Here is a 16,937-nt window from a genome sequence, read left to right as displayed (position 1 = left end):
TCAGGCTGCGGCGCCCGGCGTCCAGCGCAGCACCGGCTTTCTCGCGGCGAGCGCTTCATCGACGCGCCGGCGCGGGGCCAGTCGCGGCGCGGGGCCAAAGCGCGCGACCTCGCCGGCTTTGGCGCTCCGCGCGAGATCGCGCAGCGTTGCGATGAAGAGATCGAGCGAGGCTTTCGATTCCGATTCCGTCGGCTCGATGAGCATCGCGCCATGGACGACGAGCGGGAAATAAATCGTCATCGGATGATAGCCCTCGTCGATCATCGCCTTGGCGAAGTCGAGCGTCGTCACGCCGGTTCCGCGCAGCCAGGCGTCGTCGAACAGAACTTCATGCATGCAGATGCGATCGCCGAACGGCTGGGTCATCACGTCACGTAGCGACGCGCGGACATAGTTCGCCGACAGCACGGCGTCTTTCGAGGCCTGCGCAAGCCCGTCGGTCCCATGCGCGAGCATATAGGCAAGCGCCCGCACGAACATGCCCATCTGCCCATGGAAGGCGGTGAGCCGTCCGAAGCTCTGCGTGCCTTCTGCGTCTTCCACCAGCTGCAACGCGTCGCCGTTGCGGCGGATGAACGGGACCGGCGCGAAAGGCGCGAGACGTTCCGAGAGAACGACCGGACCTGCGCCAGGGCCGCCGCCGCCATGCGGCGTCGAGAAGGTCTTGTGCAGATTGATGTGCATCGCGTCGATGCCGAAGTCGCCGGGCCGCGCGACGCCGGCGATGGCGTTGAAATTCGCGCCGTCGCAATAGAAGTAGCCGCCGGCCTCGTGCATCGCGTCGGCGATCTCGACGATCTCACGCTCGAACAGCCCGCAAGTGTTCGGGTTGGTCAGCATGATCGCCGCGACGTCCGAAGCGAGCGCGTCTTTAACAGCCTCGGCCCGCACGGTTCCATCCGCCGCCGCCGGAACGACGCGCACCGAAAAGCCGAGCAGCGCCGCCGTCGCCGGATTGGTGCCATGCGCCGACTGCGGAATGAGGACGACATTGCGCGTCGCGCTTTCGCCTCTGGCGGCGATCGCAGATTTGATCGCCATCATGCCGCAGAGTTCGCCATGCGCGCCGGCCTTCGGAGACATCGCCACCGCCGGCATGTTGGTGAGCGTCGTCAGCCAGTCGGCGAGAATCTGCATCAACTCCAGCGCGCCCTGCGCGGTCGACTGCGGCTGCAGCGGATGCAGATCCGCGAAACCTTCATAGCGCGCGATCTTCTCGTTGCTGCGCGGATTATGCTTCATCGTGCAGGAGCCGAGCGGATAGAGCCCGGCGTCGATCGAATAATTCTTGCGCGACAGACGCACGTAATGGCGCATCGTCTCCGGTTCGGTGAGTCCCGGAAGACCGATGGGCGCATTGCGCTCAAGCGCGCCGAGCCGCGTCGCGATGGGCGCCGGATCGTCGACATCGACGCCAGTCGCGTCGAGCCGGCCGATCTCGAAGATCAGCGGCTCTTCCTGATCGAGCCCGCGATTGCCGGTGAAGGTCGCAGGCGTTTTGTCGTCGTCGAGCGGTTCGACGACTGCGGGTCTGTCGAGCATCAGAGCGACTCCTTGAGCGCCGCGACAAAGGCGTCGCGATCTTCATCCGTGTTGACTTCGGTGCTGGCGACAATGAGGAGATTGTCGAGGCCGGCGTGGGGTAACAGACGCGAGACGGGAACCCCTGCGAGAACGCCGCGCGCCGCCATTCTCTCAACAAGCGCGGCGGCGTCGCCTTCGACGCGAAGCGTAAACTCGTTGAAAAAGGTCTCGTTGAGAACCTCGACGTTTTGAACGTCAGCGAGCATCTGCGCCAGCAAGACCGAGTTGGCGTGATTGACGCGCGCGAGCCGCGTCAGTCCGGCTTCGCCAAGCAAGGTCAGATGGATGGTGAAGGCGAGCGCGCAGAGGCCGGAGTTGGTGCAGATGTTGGAAGTCGCCTTGTCGCGGCGGATATGCTGCTCGCGCGTCGAAAGCGTCAGCACATAGGAACGCCTGCCGTCGGCGTCGACGCTTTCGCCGGCGAGGCGGCCGGGCATCTGCCGCACGAATTCCTGCCGCGTGGCGAAGAGCCCGACATAAGGCCCGCCGAAATTGAGCGAATTGCCGATTGACTGGCCCTCGCCGACGACGATGTCGGCGCCCATCGCGCCAGGAGTTTTAAGCAGACCGAGAGAGACGGCTTCGGTGAAGACGGCGATGAGAAGCGCGCCGTTGCGATGGCAGGCTTCGGCAATCTTCGTCAGATCGCGCAAATTGCCGAAGACGTCGGGCGTCTGCACGACGACGCAAGAAAGCGTGTCGTCAATGCGCGCGATGAGATCTTCGGCGGCGCGAATGTCGGGCGCCATCGTCTCGACTTCGTCTTCGGCGAGCCGCGAGATGGTGCGGACCACTTCGGCGTAATGCGGATGCAGCCCGCCGGAGAGCAGCGCCTTGCGCCGCTTCGTCACGCGATGCGCCATGAGCACGGCTTCGGCGGTCGCGGTCGATCCGTCATACATGGAAGCGTTCGCGACCTCCATGCCGGTGAGCAGAGCGACCTGGGTCTGGAATTCGAAGAGATATTGCAGCGTGCCCTGCGAGATCTCCGGCTGATAGGGCGTGTAGCTCGTCAAGAACTCCGAACGTTGAATGAGATGATCGACGCTCGCGGGAATGTGATGCTTATAGGCGCCGGCGCCGACAAAGAACGGCGCGCGCGACGCAGGCATATTGCGGGCGGCAAGCCTTGCGAAAAAACGCTGGACGTCGAGCTCGGACTTGCCCTTGGGCAGGTCGAGCGGCGCCTTTAATAGCGTCTCCGGCGGCGCATCGGCGTAGAGCGACTCCATCGACGGAACGCCGATCGTCGCGAGCATTGCGCTTCTGTCGGCCTCTGACAGCGGATGATAGCGCATCGTCTTTTCCTTGCGCTTAGAGCGCTTCCCGATCACATGGAATCATGTGATCGATAGGAATCGCTCGAAATCAAAATGCTGGAGCAGGTTCCCATCGAACCTGCTCTAGATCGTTTTCAGGAAACTCGAATAGGCGGCGTCGTCCATCAGCGATGCGCATTCACCAGGGTCGCTGACCCTCACCTTGATGAGCCACCCGCGTCCAAGCGGATCGTCGTTGACGAGCGCCGGCGCTTCGCCAAGCTCCGGATTGACTTCGACGACTTCGCCGCTCACCGGCGAATAGACTTCGCTCGCGGCTTTTACGCTCTCGATGACCGCGATCTCTTTGCCCTTTGCGACTTTCTTGCCGACTTCGGGCAGTTCGATGAAAACAATGTCGCCGAGCTGCGACTGCGCATAGTCCGATATGCCCAGCGTCGCGAGATCGCCATCGAGCGCGACATATTCATGATCCTTGGAGTAGCGCAGATCAGTCATCTCGCATCCTTTCCAGCCGGCGTTTTGAAGTAGCGATGCGGGACGAAGGGCAAAGCCGCCACTGTGACGTCGACGCGTCTGTCGCGCAGCGGCGCCGAAAGCGTCGCGCCGAGGTTGGCGTTACTGCTGGCGACATAGCCCATCGCGATCGGGCGTTGCAGCGTCGGCGAAAAGCCGCCCGACGTCACATGGCCGGCAGGCGCGCCGTCGCGCGCTGAAAGCTCCGCGCCTTCGCGCAGCGGCGCCTTGGATTGCGGCTCGAGCCCGACGCGCCTGCGGGCGGGACCCTGCTCAAGCGCAATCCGAATGCGCTCAAAGCCGGGGAATCCGCCTTCGATGCGCCGGCGTTTGCCGATCGACCAGCCGAGTCCCGCTTCAACCGGATCGGTGGTTTCATCGAGGTCGTGGCCATAGAGCGGCAGGCCCGCCTCAAGACGCAGAGCGTCGCGCGCGCCGAGGCCCGCCGGCGCAACGTCCTCATACGACAGCAACAGGCGCGCAAGGTCTTCGGCATGCTCGGCGCGCAGCGACAGTTCAAATCCGTCTTCGCCCGTATAGCCGCTGCGCGACACGAAGAGCGGCGCGCCGCCGAAGTCGAAGGCGCGCCAGCCCATGAAAGGAAGGTCCTCGGCGCCGGGGAGGAGTGCGCCGAGGACCGAGGCCGCGCGCGGGCCCTGAAGGGCGAGCAGCGCGCGGTCCAAAGGATTAAAATCGAACTGGGGCAACGCAGCCGCGATAAGCGCGAAATCGGCTTGCTTGCGCGAGGCGTTGACGACAAGCAGCAGCCGCTCCTCGACGCCTGGTAGGCGGGTGACGAGAAGATCGTCGAGAATGCCGCCGCGCTCGTTGAGCAGCTGCGTGTAGCGCGTGCGCTCTGGCGAAAGCGACGCCAAATCCGCAGGCGTCAGGCTTTCAAGCGCCCGTGCGGCGCGCGCGCCGGCGAGGATCGCCTGACCCATATGCGAAACGTCGAACAGACTTGCGCGACGACGCGTATGGAGCGTTTCGGCGACGATGCCCTGCTCATATTGCAGCGGCATATCGTACCCGGCGAAAGGCGCCATCCGCGCCCCAAGCCGTCGATGCGCCGCATCGAGCGGAAGTTTGGACAGCGCGGGAGGCGCAGCGGTCGCGACGTCGAGTTCGGTCACCAACAACTCCGCCAGACAAGGTTGGCGCAGCAAAGCTTAAACTTTGCTACGCGCCCCCTCTGTCCGGTGACCTGAGAGATTTCCCTGCGCTAAAAGCGACAGGTTACGCCCTTCGGTGGGCGAAACGCTTGCGCGCGTCGCCGCTTTCCAGAGTTTCTACTTCGTCGCGGTCCTTTGGGCCTGAGCGTTTCCGGGGCGGTTTCGCCTTCGGCGCCGGCGCGAGCGCCGGTCTCTCCCGCGATGAAGTTCGACCTACACCCAAAATGTGGTTGATTCGCGCGATCGTCAATCCCAACGGCTGCGCGTTTTTTTTGCAATGCGGCAGAGTTCGGACTGAACGGAAGCGCCGCTCAGTGGCGCTTAAGCGCTCGCATGCGGTAAACGCCATCGCCATCGCGTTCGAAGGTCTCGTCGACCTGCGGATGGCGCACCGGCCTGTTGGTGTTGTCGGGCAGCAGATTCTGCTCCGACACATAGGCTACATATTCGGTTTCGGCGTTCTCGGCGAACAGGTGATAGAAAGGCTGATCCTTGTTCGGACGCAGCTCTTCGGGAATCGAAAGCCACCACTCTTCGGTGTTGGCGAACACCGGATCAACGTCATAGATCACGCCGCGGAAGGGATAGCGGCGATGCTTGACCACTTGGCCAATAGCGAATTTAGCGAAGTTCTCTCGCGGCATTCGAAAGCGCCTTTACCACGCTGTTTACTCGTCTGTTAGTACAGCAGCAGGGGCGCAGCCGTCAATCGGATGTCGCGCCACAGTCAAATCCTTTCAAAATCCGTAGATCCTGGCGAGGTCGGCGTCTTTGGCGGCGACCTGCTTGGCGAGGTCGACGACGACCTTGCACTGCTTCCAGGTGGCGTCGTCCTGCATTCGGCCGTCAATCATCACCGCGCCGGTCCCGTCCGGCATCGCTTCGAGCACCCGCTTGGCGAAGGCGACTTCTTGCGGATCGGGCGAAAAGACCTTCTTGGCGATGGCGATTTGCGACGGATGCAGCGACCAGGCGCCGGCGCAGCCGAGCAGAAAGGCGTTGCGGAATTGCGCTTCGCAGGCCGGCGCGTCGGAGAAATCGCCGAAGGGGCCATAGAAGGCCTTGATGCCGGCGGAAGCGCAGGCGTCGACCATCTTGGCGATGGTGTAATGCCAAAGGTCTTGCTGGAACGAGGCGCGAAGGCCCTGGCCGGGCTCGGCGTCGGCGATCACTTTATAGTCCGGGTGGCCGCCGCCGACGCGGGTGGTCTTCATGGCGCGAGAGGCGGCGAGATCGGCCGGTCCAAGCGAAATGCCATGCATGCGCGGTGAGGCCGAAGCGATGGCGTCGACATTCTTGACGCCTTCCGCTGTCTCCAGAATGGCGTGAATAAGGATCGGCTTCTTCACGCCATGCCGCGCCTCGAGCTGCGCCAGGAGCTGGTCGAGATAGGCGATGTCCCAGGGGCCCTCGACCTTGGGGAGCATGACGACGTCGAGCTTGTCGCCGACCGCGCCGACGATTTCGATCATGTCGTCGAGCGCCCAGGGGCTATTGAGCGCATTCATGCGCGTCCACAGGCCGGTCGAGCCGAAGTCGGTCGCCTTGGCCATTTCGATAAAGCCGGCGCGAGCGGCTTCCTTGGCGTCGGCCGGAATCGCGTCTTCGAGATTGCCGAGCACGACGTCGACCTGTTTGACGAGCTCGGGGACCTTGGCGCGGAATTTCTCAAGATGCGGCGGCACGAAATGGATCATCCGCTCGACCTTGACGGGCGGTTCGCGCAGCGGCGCCGGGGCGCCGATGGCGAGCGGACGGTAGAATTGATTGGGGAGTTTCATTTCTGTCGCGACTCCGGCGAAAAGTTGCGACGAGTTAAGCCAGATGCGTCGGCTTGGCAATGCTCGGCAGTTTGTCACAGCCGTAAGCCGTTCAGCCGGCGGCGGCGTCCCAGAGCAGCTTCAGGTTGAGGGCGATGATGACGGCGGCGATGATCGCCGCAAGCGCGGTGGTGCGCCGAGGCGCGACGAGTTCTCCCATGACGCTGCGCTGCGCCGTGAAGGCCACGAGCGGCACGACGGCGAAGGGCAGCGTCACGCTCAGCGCCACCTGGCTGAGCACAAGCAGCTGCGCCGTCGCCGACTCGCCCGCGTAAAGCGTCACGCCGATCGCCGGCGCGATGGCGATGCAGCGGGTGATGAGCCGGCGCGTCGCCGGCTTCATCCGCAGCCGGACAAATCCCTCCATGACGATCTGGCCGGTGAGGGTCGCGGTCACGGTCGAATTCAGCCCGCAGGCGATCAGCGCGACGGCGAAGAGCGTCGCCGCGATCGGCTGGCCGAGCAGCGGCGCGATCAGCCGATACGCCTCGCCGAGCTCCGCGACTTCGGTATGGCCGCTCGCATGGAAGACAGCGGCGGCGAGAACGAGAATGGCGCCGTTGACGAACAGCGCGAGAAACAGCGCCAGCGTGCTGTCGATCACCGCGAAGCGAATCGCCTCGCGCTTCTTTTCGAGCGGCTCGGCGACGGCGCGCGTCTGCACGACGAAAGAGTGCAGAAAGAGATTATGCGGCATGACCGTCGCGCCGAGAATGCCGAGGCCGATGTAAAGCATCTCGGGGTCAGTGAAAAAGCGCCGCGTCGGGATGAGACCCGCCGCGACCTGCGCCATGTCAGGGCGCGCCATGATGAGTTGCGCGAGGAAGGAAAAGGCGATGAGCGCGAGCATCGCGACGACGAAAAGCTCGATCTTGCGGAAGCCGGCCCGCTCCAAAGCGAGGACCAGAAAGGTGTCAAGCACCGTGATGAGGATGCCGACCGCGAGCGGCAGGCCGAACAGCAATTGCAGCCCGATGGCGGTGCCGATCACTTCGGCGAGATCCGTGGCGAAAATGCCGACTTCCGCCAGCAGCCAGAGCCCGACCGCGGCCGGGAAGGGATAATGCCGCCGGCAGGCCTGCGCCAGATCCAGCTCCGCGCCGACGCCGAGCCGCGCCGCAAGGGACTGCAAAACGATGGCCATCAGGCTCGACAGCACGGCGACGAACAGCAGCGCCGTGCCGAACTTGGAGCCGCCGGCGAGCGCCGTCGCCCAATTGCCGGGGTCCATATAGCCGGTGGCGACGAGATAGCCGGGACCCAGAAACACAAAGAGCCGCCGGAGAAATTTGCCGCCTTCGGGCACATGCACGGAGCGGCGCATATCGCCGCGTTGCGGAGCGGGCGCGTTGGCGGTCGTCGCTGGCGTCACATTTGTCTCCATGAGGCGCCGGCGGCGGCCGGACACAGGATTTTCTCGGCAAAGGTCGCTTCTTGGCAAGGCCGGGAAGGGCCGCTTCCGCGCAAGATGTCTTCGTCTTAAGGCTTCCCCTTGTCACCAATGTAAATCGCGACGGAAGAATGTCATCTGCGGGCCAAGCGCGGCGGCCGCAGCCGCGGCTTGTCGCGCGCCCTCCGAGCAGGCATGCTCGCAAGCTGAGCCGTCGCGATTCAGAATCAGCCGATGCGCTTGTCATGCGACGAGTTCATGGGCTGCGTCGTTGCTTTGGCCGAGCGCTCGAAGCGGAACCACGGGGACGGCGATCGCCGTTTCGATTGCGACACACAGTCAGAACAGCGAGGGCTGGTAATGTTCTCATTGACGATCCCGATAAGCTCGGAAGGCGGTCACACGAGCTTCCATAATAATGTGCCCGATCCCGTGACCTCGGGCGCCGAGCTGCCGACGTTCAAGTTCGAGCTTGAAAAATCTCAAGGACGCGTCGACGGCGCCAGCTATGGCAAGGAGGCGACCGTCGCTCAGCTGCCGATTTCCAAGGATATCGCCGGCGTTTCGATGCGCATGGAGCAGGGCGTCATGCGCGAGCTTCACTGGCACGCGACCGCGGCCGAATGGGGCTTCGTCACAGAGGGACGCGTGCGCACCACCGTCATCGACCCGGCCGGCTGCTCGGAAACCAACGACTTCGAGGCGGGCGATCTTTGGTATTTTCCGCGCGGCCATGGCCATGTCATCGAGACGCTGGGAAAAGACCTGTGTCATTTCATCCTCGTCTTCGACAATGGCTATTTCTCGGAGTTCGGCACCTTCAGCATCAGCGATTGGATCGGCCACGCGCCCAAGGAGCTGCTGGCGAAGAATTTCGGCGTCCCGGGTCGACCTTCGACAGTTTCCCCAAGCAGGAGGTCTATTTCGCCAGGGGGAATATTCCGCCTGAAATCCCCTCGCGACCGTTGCAGGGATGGAAGCCGCCGCCGCTGACCCACAAATACAGCCTTCTGTCGCAAAAGCCCTATGAGACGTTTCCCGGCGGAATCGAATGGCGCGTCGACGGATCGCAATTCCCGATTTCGACGACGATGACCGGCGTCGTTCTGGAAATGGAGCCGGGCGCGCTGCGCGAGCTGCATTGGCATCCCAACGCCTCCGAATGGCAATATGTGCTGAGCGGCCAGCTATGCGTCACGCTGTTTGGGTCAAAGGGCCGCTGGCGCCAGGAGACCTTCTCGAAGGGCGACGTGGGCTATATTCCCCAGGGCATGGGCCATTCGCTCGAAAATGTCGGGACCGATACGGTGCGCGTGCTCATCGTCTTCAATAACGCGCATTATCAGACGATCGATCTGTCGCAATGGATCGCCGGCAATCCGACGGATATTCTCGCGACGAATTTCGGGCAGGATCCCTCGGTCTTCGAGAAATTCCCGCGCAGGGACGTCTTCATGACGAAATAGCCGAAAGAGGCGCGTGCGAGCGCGCCTCGACCGCGCCCTTCACTTGCTGACTTTTCGCAGCAGCGCTTCGAGCCCTTCGGGGAAGATCAGATCGTGCGAGACCGCGATCTCGTCCGCGCTCCACCAGCGCCAGCCGAGCACATGGATTTTTTCCTCCGGCGTCAGGTCGCGCGGCTCGACCGCGAAGCGTTGGGTACGGATGAGAAAATAGCGCTCCACCGCCTGATGCCAGTCGTCGCCGATCTCCATCGGAAATTCGCGGGTCGCGACGACCGGACCGGGATCGAGAAGCGTGAGGCCGGTCTCTTCATAGACTTCTCGGCGCAGCGCCGACTCAAAGTCCTCGCCTTCCATGACCGCGCCGCCCGGCGTCGCCCAGAAGTGATGATGGCCGAGCGCCAGAAAATGCGGCGTGAGCCCGCCGGCGTAACGCATCAGCAGGACGTCGTTATCCTGATCGACGATCAGCGCGCGCGCGGCCTCGCGGCGCGGCAGTTCACGGCCGTCCCATGGCGCGGCGATTTCCGCCCGCCCCTCCGGCGTCGCCCAGTCGACAATCGACCATTTGCCGTCCTCATAGGCGATCCAATTCGGCGTGGCGTTGAGCACCGGATGCTCGCGCTTTTCGTCGAGCCTCTTGCCGGCGGCGAGGCGCCAGGCGATGTCGAGCACGCCGGCATGGGCGACGACGAGCACGGTCTCGCCGGCGCTCTCCCTGGCGATCTGGGTCAAGGCCTTGCGCACCCGCGCGGCGAAATGTTCCAGGCTTTCGCCTTGCGGCGCGGCGAAATCCGGCCTGCGCGTCAGATAGTTCGGATAGATGTCGGCGTGCGTGGCCTGCACTTCCGCATGGGTGTGGCCCTGCCAAACGCCGTCGTCCTTCTCGCGCAGGGCCGGGGTCTTGGCGACTTCGAGCCCGCGCGCGCCCGCGATCGGCGTCGCTGTCGCGAGCGCGCGGCGCAGGTCGCTCGAATAGACCCTGTCGAAATGCGCGCCGGCGAGCTCCTTCGCGAGCGCGGCCGCCTGCGCGCGTCCGCGCGCATTCAGCGCGATGTCGAACTGGCCCTGAAAGCGCCTTTCGATATTCCAGTTGGTCTCGCCGTGCCGTGCGAGACACAGAAGCGTGCGGGGCATGTCGTTTCGGATTTAAGGCGCGGGAGTCGCTGTGCAAAGCCGCCGGGCGTCTCCGCCCGCGGCGTCCGGCGTTCTAGGGCCTTGCAGTGCAAAAGTCAGTCCGCATTCGCGCGGTCGCGGCGAATAACCGCAAGCGCCGCGCCGGGCGCTGCGCAAAAGTGGCGGCCTTTTGGGCGTGGAGCGCGCTCTAATCTTCTGAGATTCGAGCGATTTTGCCCAAATGCGGCGTGACTAGATGTGGAGCCTCAACAGGTTCTCATCGAAAAGTCCGTCAACTTTTTCGGAACCTCTCTAATGTCTCAGGCCGGTGGTGAATTCCCCCGCCCGCAGCCTCGCGGGCAGCGTTTCCGCGAAGGCGGCCACCGATTCCTCGCCATAGGTCGCCACCAGTTCGCGCAGCGCCGCGCAAAGGGCGGCATGCGCGAAGGAATCGCTTTCGATCCCCGCGAGAATCGCCTCGGCGAAGGCCTCGGTGACATAGGCGAGAGCCGCTCGGTGCTGGTCCCCGCCTAAGTCATAGAGCGAGGCGACGTTCAATTCGTTCATCCCTCCACTCTAAAGAAGCCGCCCGCGCCGCGCGAGGCGACGCTCGCCGGAAGGTTAATTTCGCATCGGCGCGGAAAGTCATGAGACAAGCGGGTTCCGAAAAGGTTGACCGACTTTTTCGATGAGAACCTGCTCCAATATTTTGATTTAGAGCGATTCCTTATCGATCACATGAGTCCATGCGGTCGGGAAGCGCTCTAAGGGTTTCCGTAGCGATAGGTGATGTCGCGGGTCAGCCGCGAGGCCTCCGCCAGATAGCGGGAGATCACCGCCTTGGCGTTGGGCGTGCAGGCGCGATAGGTCAACTCATAGCCCCGAAACCCATGGTTGAACGACGCCATGAGCCTCTGGCGGCGCGCGCCGCTGGGGGCGTCGGCGTCGAGCAGGGCGGACATTTTCCCCCGCCATTCCTCGCCGTCGCCCGACCCGCAGAGGTCGCGCAGGAAGGCCAGCGCGCCGAGGACCTCCGAGAGCCGCGTGATCTGGGGGTCATAGGGCGGCGGCGGCCCCTCCGGCCCGCTCGGCGCCGCCGGCGCTCCGGTCGTCCCCGGCGCCCCCGGCGCCTGCTGATCTTGTCGCTTCGTCTGGGTCTGCGCGGCGCCGTCCCGCTTGCGCGGCGGCGGACGCTCGGATCGCCTCGGTTCAGGCGCCCGCCGGTAGCGGCGGGGGCCGTCGAAGCCGCCGCCGAAGAGGAAATCGAAAGGGTCCTGCGCGGCGGCCTCGGCCGAAAAGAGCGCCGCGGCCGCCGCCGCCGCGAGCGCCGCCGTCGTGCGCCTTGCACGCGCCGTCTTGAGCGCCCTCATGGGTTCCGTCCTGGGTTCCGTCATGGGTAGAGCCGCTCCTTTCGCCAATCCTCGCCCGGCTTCGCCCGGAAAAAGCGGACGCGGTCATGGAGCCGGAACGGCCGATCGGACCAGAATTCCATCGCGACCGGCGCAATTCGAAAGCCGCGCCAATAGGGCGGGCGGGGAATGCCGCCCACCGCATATTTTGCGGCGAAGACGGCGACAGATTTTTCGAGCGCGAAGCGGCTTTCCAGCGGGCGCGACTGTTGGCTCGCCCAAGCGCCGATGCGAGAGTCGCGCGGACGGCTGGCGAAATATTCGTCCGCCTCGGCGTCGCTGACGCGGCTGACCGGCCCGCGCAGCCGCACCTGCCGGCGAAGCGACTTCCAATGAAACAGCCCCGCCGCCTGCATGTTCGCCTCGAGTTGCCGTCCCTTGGCGCTCTCGGCGTTGGTGTAGAAGACGAAGCCCTCCGGCGTCCATTCCTTCAGGAGCACCATGCGCGCGTCGGGCAGGCCCTGAGCGTCGGCCGTCGCCAAGACCATCGCCTCGGGATCGTTCGGCTCTTTGAGTTTGGCCTCCTCGAACCATTGCCCAAACAATGCGAAAGGTTCGGCGGCCTCGACAAAGTCACCCGGCGTTAACGCGTTCAAGCGAGAATCCTTTCTCAAGCCGATTCAAAGATCGGCGCATTAAAGGTGGCGCTTTGCACTTCCTGTGCGTCAGACATACCGCCGCTCGCGTCATTGCTCAAATGTCGCGCGGCGCAAGGCTCATCGTCCTGGCGGCGACGGCCGGCGGCCTCGCCGGCTGTTCGATCGCCGTGCCCATGGCCTCGGACCCTTCCGTCATGTGGAATTCGGAGCGCGTCGCGTCGGACGTCACAAGCGCGATCCCAAAGTCTCCCCCCAAACTGTCCGGCGCGCTTGATTCGGAAGATCAGCGCCGGGCCATCGCGGCGCTGAGCACCGCGCTCGATCCGCAAGGAAGCGGCGCGAGCGTCAATTGGGACAATCCGCAGAGCGGCGCGAAAGGCTCCTTCACCCCGGTGGGGCAGCCCTATCCGCTGGAAGGCAGGATCTGCCGCGCCTTCCATGGCGACATCCTCGTGAACGAGACTCAGGAAAGCCTTCAGGGCGCGGCCTGTCGTGAAAAAACCGCCGAATGGGCGCTCACCGAGGTGAAGCGCTCCAGGAAAGGATGACATGTCGGCGCCCTTCGGCAAACGACTCATTGTGACGACCATCGCCGCGATCCTGGCGATTCCGGCGTTCTTTTTCGTCGCGCGCGCCATCACCGCCTGGCGGCAAGGCTACGACTGGGCGGAAATGGATTGGGACGACAAGGGCCATACGTCGCTTGCGGATTTCCTGCGCGCCGCCGACGTGGGCAAGCGGCCGGTCGACGTCAACGGCCAGTCCTGCGTTGAATATTTCATTTATAGGGACGGGATCACGGTGAAGGTCGTCTGTCCGCAACGCCCAAGCTAAAGCAGCACGCCCGGGTTGAGAATGCCGTTCGGATCGAGCGCCGCCTTGATGGCGCGCATGGCGTCGAGCGCGACCGGGTCTTTCGTCTCTCGCAGGAGATCCCGCTTCAGCCGTCCGATCCCATGTTCGGCGGAAATCGAACCGCCGAACTCATGCACGACGCCGTGGACGATGGCGTTGACCTCCGCCCAATGCGCGATGAATTCCGCTCTATCGGCGCCGACAGGCTGCGAGACGTTATAGTGGATGTTGCCGTCGCCCATATGGCCGAAGGGCACCGGCCGCGCCTGCGGAAAGGCGGCGCGCAGCCGTCGCCCAGCCTCCTCGATGAAGCGCGGAATCGTATTCACCGGCACGGCGATGTCGTGCTTGATCGAGCCGCCTTCCCGCTTTTGCGATTCGGACAGGCTTTCGCGCAGCTTCCAGAGCGCGCGCGCCTGATCCAGCGATTGCGCGAGGGTCGCGTCCTGCGCCAATTCGGCCTCGATCGCGGCGGCGAGAATCTCGGCGGCGGCGCGCTCGGCTTCGCCATCGGCGAAGGCGGCAAGCTCGATCAGCGCATACCAGTCGTGCGGGTGCGCCAGAGGATCGCGCGTTCCGGGAATGTGACGCAGGACGAACTCAAGCCCCAGTCGCGATACGAGTTCGAAGGCGTTGAGCATCGGACCCGCGCGGCCTTTGACGAAGTTCAGGAGCAAAAGCGCCTGAGCCGGATCGCGGAGCCCCAGAAAGGCGACGGCGTGGGAGCGCGGGGAGGGGAAAAGCTTCAGCGTCGCGGCGGTGATGACGCCGAGCGTGCCTTCCGAACCGACAAAAAGCCGCGTCAGATCATAGCCGGTGTTGTCCTTGCGCAGCGCGCCCAGCGTCGAGAGCAGCCGGCCGTCGGCGAGCGCGACCTCGACGCCCAGCACCAAATCGCGCATCGAGCCATAGGCGAGGACATGCACGCCGCCGGCGTTGGTCGCGAGATTGCCGCCGATCGTGCAGCTGCCTTCGGACGCCAGCGAAAGCGGAAAATAGCGGTCGGCGGCCTGCGCGGCGTCCTGCGCCTGCGCCAGCGTCGCGCCGGCCTCGACCGTCATCGCGTCGGCCGTCGCGTCGACGGCGCGAATCTGATTGAGGCGTTCGAGCGAAAGCACGACGGCGCCGCCGCCTGCGTCGGGGGTCTGGCCGCCGACGAGCCCCGTGTTGCCGCCCTGGGGCGTTACGGACGCGCCGGTTTCATTGCACAGCGCAAGGATTCGCGCGACTTCCTGCGGGGTTCTTGGCTTGAGAACGCAGAGCGCGCGGCCATGGTAGAGGTCGCGAGGCTCAGCCAGGTAAGGGGACATCGCCGTCGCATCCGTCACGACGGCCGCCTCGCCGACAATCGCCGCGAGACGAGAAAGCAAAAGAGGCGCGTCAGACCGAATGGCTGTCACAGTCAGTAGGATGCGCCCTTTTTGTCGCGCTGTCCTTAGCGATAGTGACGGCGGCGATCATCTTTGCGGCGAGCGTAGACATAAGCGCGCATGGCGACCGGCGCGCTTGCGAGGACGATACTGCATAATGTCGCGGCGATAAGCGCATTCATCATGACGTTCTCCTTCCAGACTACGGAAATCATTTGAATTTCCGGCTACGCTGGACCACTCGCAAATCCTATGCCTGATTTGGGCGGGCGGCAACTCCGCTTTGGCCGCTCCAGCCCCCTCCCGGTCGTTTCCTGACGATCCTGTGACATTCTTGGCACGCACGAGCGACGCAGGCGCCGACAATTTCATCCAAGCAGCCGCCGTTTTGCGGATGTGCGTCCGCTCGTCTTCTCGAAAACGGCCACGATCTCGACATGCGCCGCATAGCGGAACTGGTCCAGCGGCGTGATGTCCCGGATGACGTACCCGCCTTTGAGCAAAATTGCGGCGTCGCGGGCGAAACTTTGTGCATTGCAGGCAACGGCGACCACGACTGGAGCTTCCGATCGCGCGATTTCAGCCGCCTGGGCCGGGGCGCCGGCGCGCGGCGGATCGAAGACGATGGCGTCGAACCCATTGAGTTCTTTGGCGCTGAGCGGACGCGTAAAGAGATCGCGGGCGAAGCCGTCGAGCGCGCGCAGGCCTGGCGTCGCATGCGCCGCGGCGCGCATCGCCGCCAGCGCGCCGGCGTCCATATCATAGGCTTTCACCTGCGCGCGCCGCGCCAGCCGAAGCGCGAAGGCGCCGACGCCGCAGAACAGGTCGGCGACGTTTTGCGCTTTCGCCGTCGCGCTCAACACGCGGGCCGCGATCGTTTCTTCGCCGGCCTGGGTGGCCTGCAGGAATGCGCCAGGCGGAAGCGTGAGCGTCGCTTCGCCGACGTTGACCTGCGGCGCCCGGCGCAGGGCGACAAGCGCGCCGTGATTCGTCAGCCGCGCGAGATCATGCGCGTCAGCCGCGGCGATCAGCGCGCCTGTTTCCGAATCATTGAGCGGCCCGGCGCCGCGCAGCTCGACGTCCAAACCGCCGAGCGTCGCCGTGGCGGCGATGTCGAGCGGCTTGCCGCGCGGCGCGAGAATCGCGGCGATCGCCCGGGCGGCGGGCAGCGCGCCGGCAAGCTCGGGCGCGAGCAAGGGACAGGCCTCGATCTCGACGATCCGATGCGAGCGCGCCGCCATATAGCCGACCCGCGCCTTTCCAGCGTCGAACCGGGCGTGGAACGTTACGCGCCGCCGGCCGGCGCCATGCGCGTCGACGGTCGGGGCGACGTCGAGCGTCAGCCCCGCATTTGCGAGCGCCGTTTCGACGAGACTGCGCTTCCACGTCGCATAGGCGTCGGCGCGCAGCGTTTGAACGGCGCAGCCGCCGCAATCTTCAAAATGCGGACAGATCGGCGCGATGCGCTGCGGCGACGCTTCGACGATGTCGACGAGGCGCGCGTGCGCGCCGTCGACCTCCGCCGTCACGGTCTCGCCGGCAAGCGCATAAGGAACGAAGACGCGTCGCCCGCCGAGCAGCGCCACGCCCTCGCCGCGATGGCCGAGCCGCTCGATGACGAGACGCTCAACGCTCATGATCGCGCCGCGTGAATCAAAAATTCGCGGTTGCCGTCGCCGCCCTCGATCGGCGAAGGAATGACGCCGGACACGCGCCAGCCGAGCGCTTCGATTTCGCCTTCGATGCGCGCGCAAACCTCTGCGTGAATTTTCTGGTCGCGCACCACGCCTTTCTTCACCGCGGCGCGCCCCGCTTCGAACTGCGGCTTGATCAGCGCGACAAGGTCGGCGCGCGGCGCGGCGAGCGAAAGAACGTGCGGCAAGAGCGCCGCCAGCGAAATGAAGCTCGCGTCGATCACGATCAGGCTCGGCGCCTCGGTCAGATGCTCAGCCGTCAGCGTGCGGGCGTCCTGCCCTTCAAGCGAGGTCACGCGCGGATCGCCGCGCAGCCTTTCGTGCAATTGTCCGTGACCGACATCGACGGCGACGACATGGCGCGCGCCGCGCGTCAGCAGAACGTCGGTGAAGCCGCCGGTCGAGGCGCCGACGTCGAGACAGTAGCGCCCTGTCGGATCGACGCCGAACTGTTCGAGCCCATGCGCGAGCTTCACGCCGCCGCGCGACGCCCAGGGATAGGCCGCGCGCGCGACAATATGTGCGTCGGCGGCGATCGGCTCGGAGGGTTTTTTGACGATGCGGCCGTCAACGCTCACCAGACCGGCTTCGATCGCCTCGCGCGCCTTGGCGCGACTCTCGAAGAGCCCTCGCGCATGGAGCGCGGCGTCGGCGCGGCTCCCGGCCATC

Annotated in this window: 18 protein-coding genes and 1 riboswitch; of the genes, 4 read left to right on the top strand and 14 right to left on the bottom strand. The window is 64.9% G+C overall.

What is annotated here, in order from left to right:
- The 7 genes from gcvPB to BN69_RS10165 form a co-directional block, all read right to left on the bottom strand.
- The gene (gene gcvPB, locus BN69_RS10195; RefSeq protein WP_014891520.1) at positions 1 to 1,542 is read right to left on the bottom strand and encodes an aminomethyl-transferring glycine dehydrogenase subunit GcvPB; all 1,542 of its coding nucleotides are present in this window, start codon (positions 1,540 to 1,542) and stop codon (positions 1 to 3) included.
- Complete coding sequence (gene gcvPA, locus BN69_RS10190) at positions 1,542 to 2,882, bottom strand: aminomethyl-transferring glycine dehydrogenase subunit GcvPA (protein ID WP_014891519.1); 1,341 nt, start codon at positions 2,880 to 2,882, stop codon at positions 1,542 to 1,544. Before gcvPA ends, gcvPB begins: the two co-directional genes overlap by 1 nt.
- Before the next feature lie 105 nt (positions 2,883 to 2,987).
- Positions 2,988 to 3,362 carry a glycine cleavage system protein GcvH gene (gene gcvH, locus BN69_RS10185; protein WP_014891518.1) on the bottom strand — a complete coding sequence of 125 codons (375 nt, stop codon included), beginning with the start codon at positions 3,360 to 3,362 and terminating at the stop codon, positions 2,988 to 2,990.
- Complete coding sequence (gene gcvT, locus BN69_RS10180) at positions 3,359 to 4,516, bottom strand: glycine cleavage system aminomethyltransferase GcvT (RefSeq protein ID WP_051013273.1); 1,158 nt, start codon at positions 4,514 to 4,516, stop codon at positions 3,359 to 3,361. Before gcvT ends, gcvH begins: the two co-directional genes overlap by 4 nt.
- A 154-nt stretch (positions 4,517 to 4,670) precedes the next feature.
- Positions 4,671 to 4,761, bottom strand: a riboswitch (glycine riboswitch).
- 102 nt (positions 4,762 to 4,863) lie between these two features.
- Complete coding sequence (gene hspQ / locus BN69_RS10175; RefSeq protein WP_014891516.1) at positions 4,864 to 5,196, bottom strand: heat shock protein HspQ; 333 nt, start codon at positions 5,194 to 5,196, stop codon at positions 4,864 to 4,866.
- Between the two features lie 93 nt (positions 5,197 to 5,289).
- Positions 5,290 to 6,333 carry an HpcH/HpaI aldolase/citrate lyase family protein gene (locus BN69_RS10170; protein ID WP_014891515.1) on the bottom strand — a complete coding sequence of 348 codons (1,044 nt, stop codon included), beginning with the start codon at positions 6,331 to 6,333 and terminating at the stop codon, positions 5,290 to 5,292.
- A 91-nt stretch (positions 6,334 to 6,424) separates the two neighbouring features.
- On the bottom strand, positions 6,425 to 7,756 hold the full coding sequence (locus BN69_RS10165) for an Nramp family divalent metal transporter (RefSeq protein WP_014891514.1): 1,332 nt from the start codon (positions 7,754 to 7,756) through the stop codon (positions 6,425 to 6,427).
- 366 nt (positions 7,757 to 8,122) lie between these two features.
- Between BN69_RS10165 and BN69_RS19660 the strand changes: the two genes are divergently transcribed.
- Both BN69_RS19660 and BN69_RS19655 read left to right on the top strand, forming a co-directional pair.
- Positions 8,123 to 8,755 carry a cupin domain-containing protein gene (locus BN69_RS19660; protein WP_014891513.1) on the top strand — a complete coding sequence of 211 codons (633 nt, stop codon included), beginning with the start codon at positions 8,123 to 8,125 and terminating at the stop codon, positions 8,753 to 8,755.
- Positions 8,728 to 9,228 carry a cupin domain-containing protein gene (locus tag BN69_RS19655; RefSeq protein WP_198408137.1) on the top strand — a complete coding sequence of 167 codons (501 nt, stop codon included), beginning with the start codon at positions 8,728 to 8,730 and terminating at the stop codon, positions 9,226 to 9,228. Before BN69_RS19660 ends, BN69_RS19655 begins: the two co-directional genes overlap by 28 nt.
- 39 nt (positions 9,229 to 9,267) lie before the next feature.
- On the opposite strand, the gene BN69_RS10155 is transcribed toward BN69_RS19655, so the two are convergent.
- The 4 genes from BN69_RS10155 to pdxH all read right to left on the bottom strand — a co-directional run bounded on the left by BN69_RS10155 (position 9,268) and on the right by pdxH (position 12,346).
- Positions 9,268 to 10,362, bottom strand: coding sequence for a histidine phosphatase family protein (locus tag BN69_RS10155; RefSeq protein WP_014891511.1), 1,095 nt, complete (start codon positions 10,360 to 10,362; stop codon positions 9,268 to 9,270).
- 291 nt (positions 10,363 to 10,653) lie between these two features.
- Positions 10,654 to 10,908, bottom strand: a complete 255-nt coding sequence (locus BN69_RS10150) for a hypothetical protein (protein WP_014891510.1) — start codon at positions 10,906 to 10,908, stop codon at positions 10,654 to 10,656.
- 197 nt (positions 10,909 to 11,105) lie between these two features.
- Entirely contained in the window at positions 11,106 to 11,735 is a 630-nt protein-coding gene (locus tag BN69_RS10145) for a TIGR02301 family protein (RefSeq protein ID WP_244434912.1), read from the bottom strand.
- Entirely contained in the window at positions 11,732 to 12,346 is a 615-nt protein-coding gene (gene pdxH, locus BN69_RS10140; protein ID WP_014891508.1) for a pyridoxamine 5'-phosphate oxidase, read from the bottom strand. The genes BN69_RS10145 and pdxH overlap by 4 nt, the downstream gene beginning before the upstream one ends.
- A gap of 101 nt (positions 12,347 to 12,447) precedes the next feature.
- Between pdxH and BN69_RS10135 the strand changes: the two genes are divergently transcribed.
- A complete protein-coding gene (locus BN69_RS10135; RefSeq protein ID WP_014891507.1) occupies positions 12,448 to 12,897 on the top strand; it encodes an RT0821/Lpp0805 family surface protein in 450 nt (149 codons plus the stop codon).
- Position 12,898: 1 nt separating this feature from the next.
- On the top strand, positions 12,899 to 13,183 hold the full coding sequence (locus BN69_RS10130) for a hypothetical protein (protein ID WP_014891506.1): 285 nt from the start codon (positions 12,899 to 12,901) through the stop codon (positions 13,181 to 13,183).
- On the opposite strand, the gene BN69_RS10125 is transcribed toward BN69_RS10130, so the two are convergent.
- The 3 genes from BN69_RS10125 to BN69_RS10115 form a co-directional block, all read right to left on the bottom strand.
- A complete protein-coding gene (locus BN69_RS10125; protein ID WP_014891505.1) occupies positions 13,180 to 14,604 on the bottom strand; it encodes an FAD-binding oxidoreductase in 1,425 nt (474 codons plus the stop codon). The two genes, BN69_RS10130 and BN69_RS10125, sit on opposite strands and share 4 nt — an antisense overlap.
- Before the next feature lie 338 nt (positions 14,605 to 14,942).
- The gene (locus BN69_RS10120; protein ID WP_014891504.1) at positions 14,943 to 16,211 is read right to left on the bottom strand and encodes a class I SAM-dependent RNA methyltransferase; all 1,269 of its coding nucleotides are present in this window, start codon (positions 16,209 to 16,211) and stop codon (positions 14,943 to 14,945) included.
- The gene (locus tag BN69_RS10115; RefSeq protein WP_014891503.1) at positions 16,208 to 16,936 is read right to left on the bottom strand and encodes a TlyA family RNA methyltransferase; all 729 of its coding nucleotides are present in this window, start codon (positions 16,934 to 16,936) and stop codon (positions 16,208 to 16,210) included. The genes BN69_RS10120 and BN69_RS10115 overlap by 4 nt, the downstream gene beginning before the upstream one ends.
- Position 16,937: the final 1 nt, after the last annotated feature.

Origin of the sequence: Methylocystis sp. SC2, from assembly GCF_000304315.1 — a bacterium.
In the GTDB taxonomy this organism is placed as follows: domain Bacteria; phylum Pseudomonadota; class Alphaproteobacteria; order Rhizobiales; family Beijerinckiaceae; genus Methylocystis.
The sequence above is the reverse complement of the archived record's forward strand: the minus strand, read 5'-3'. Positions and strand labels throughout refer to the sequence as shown.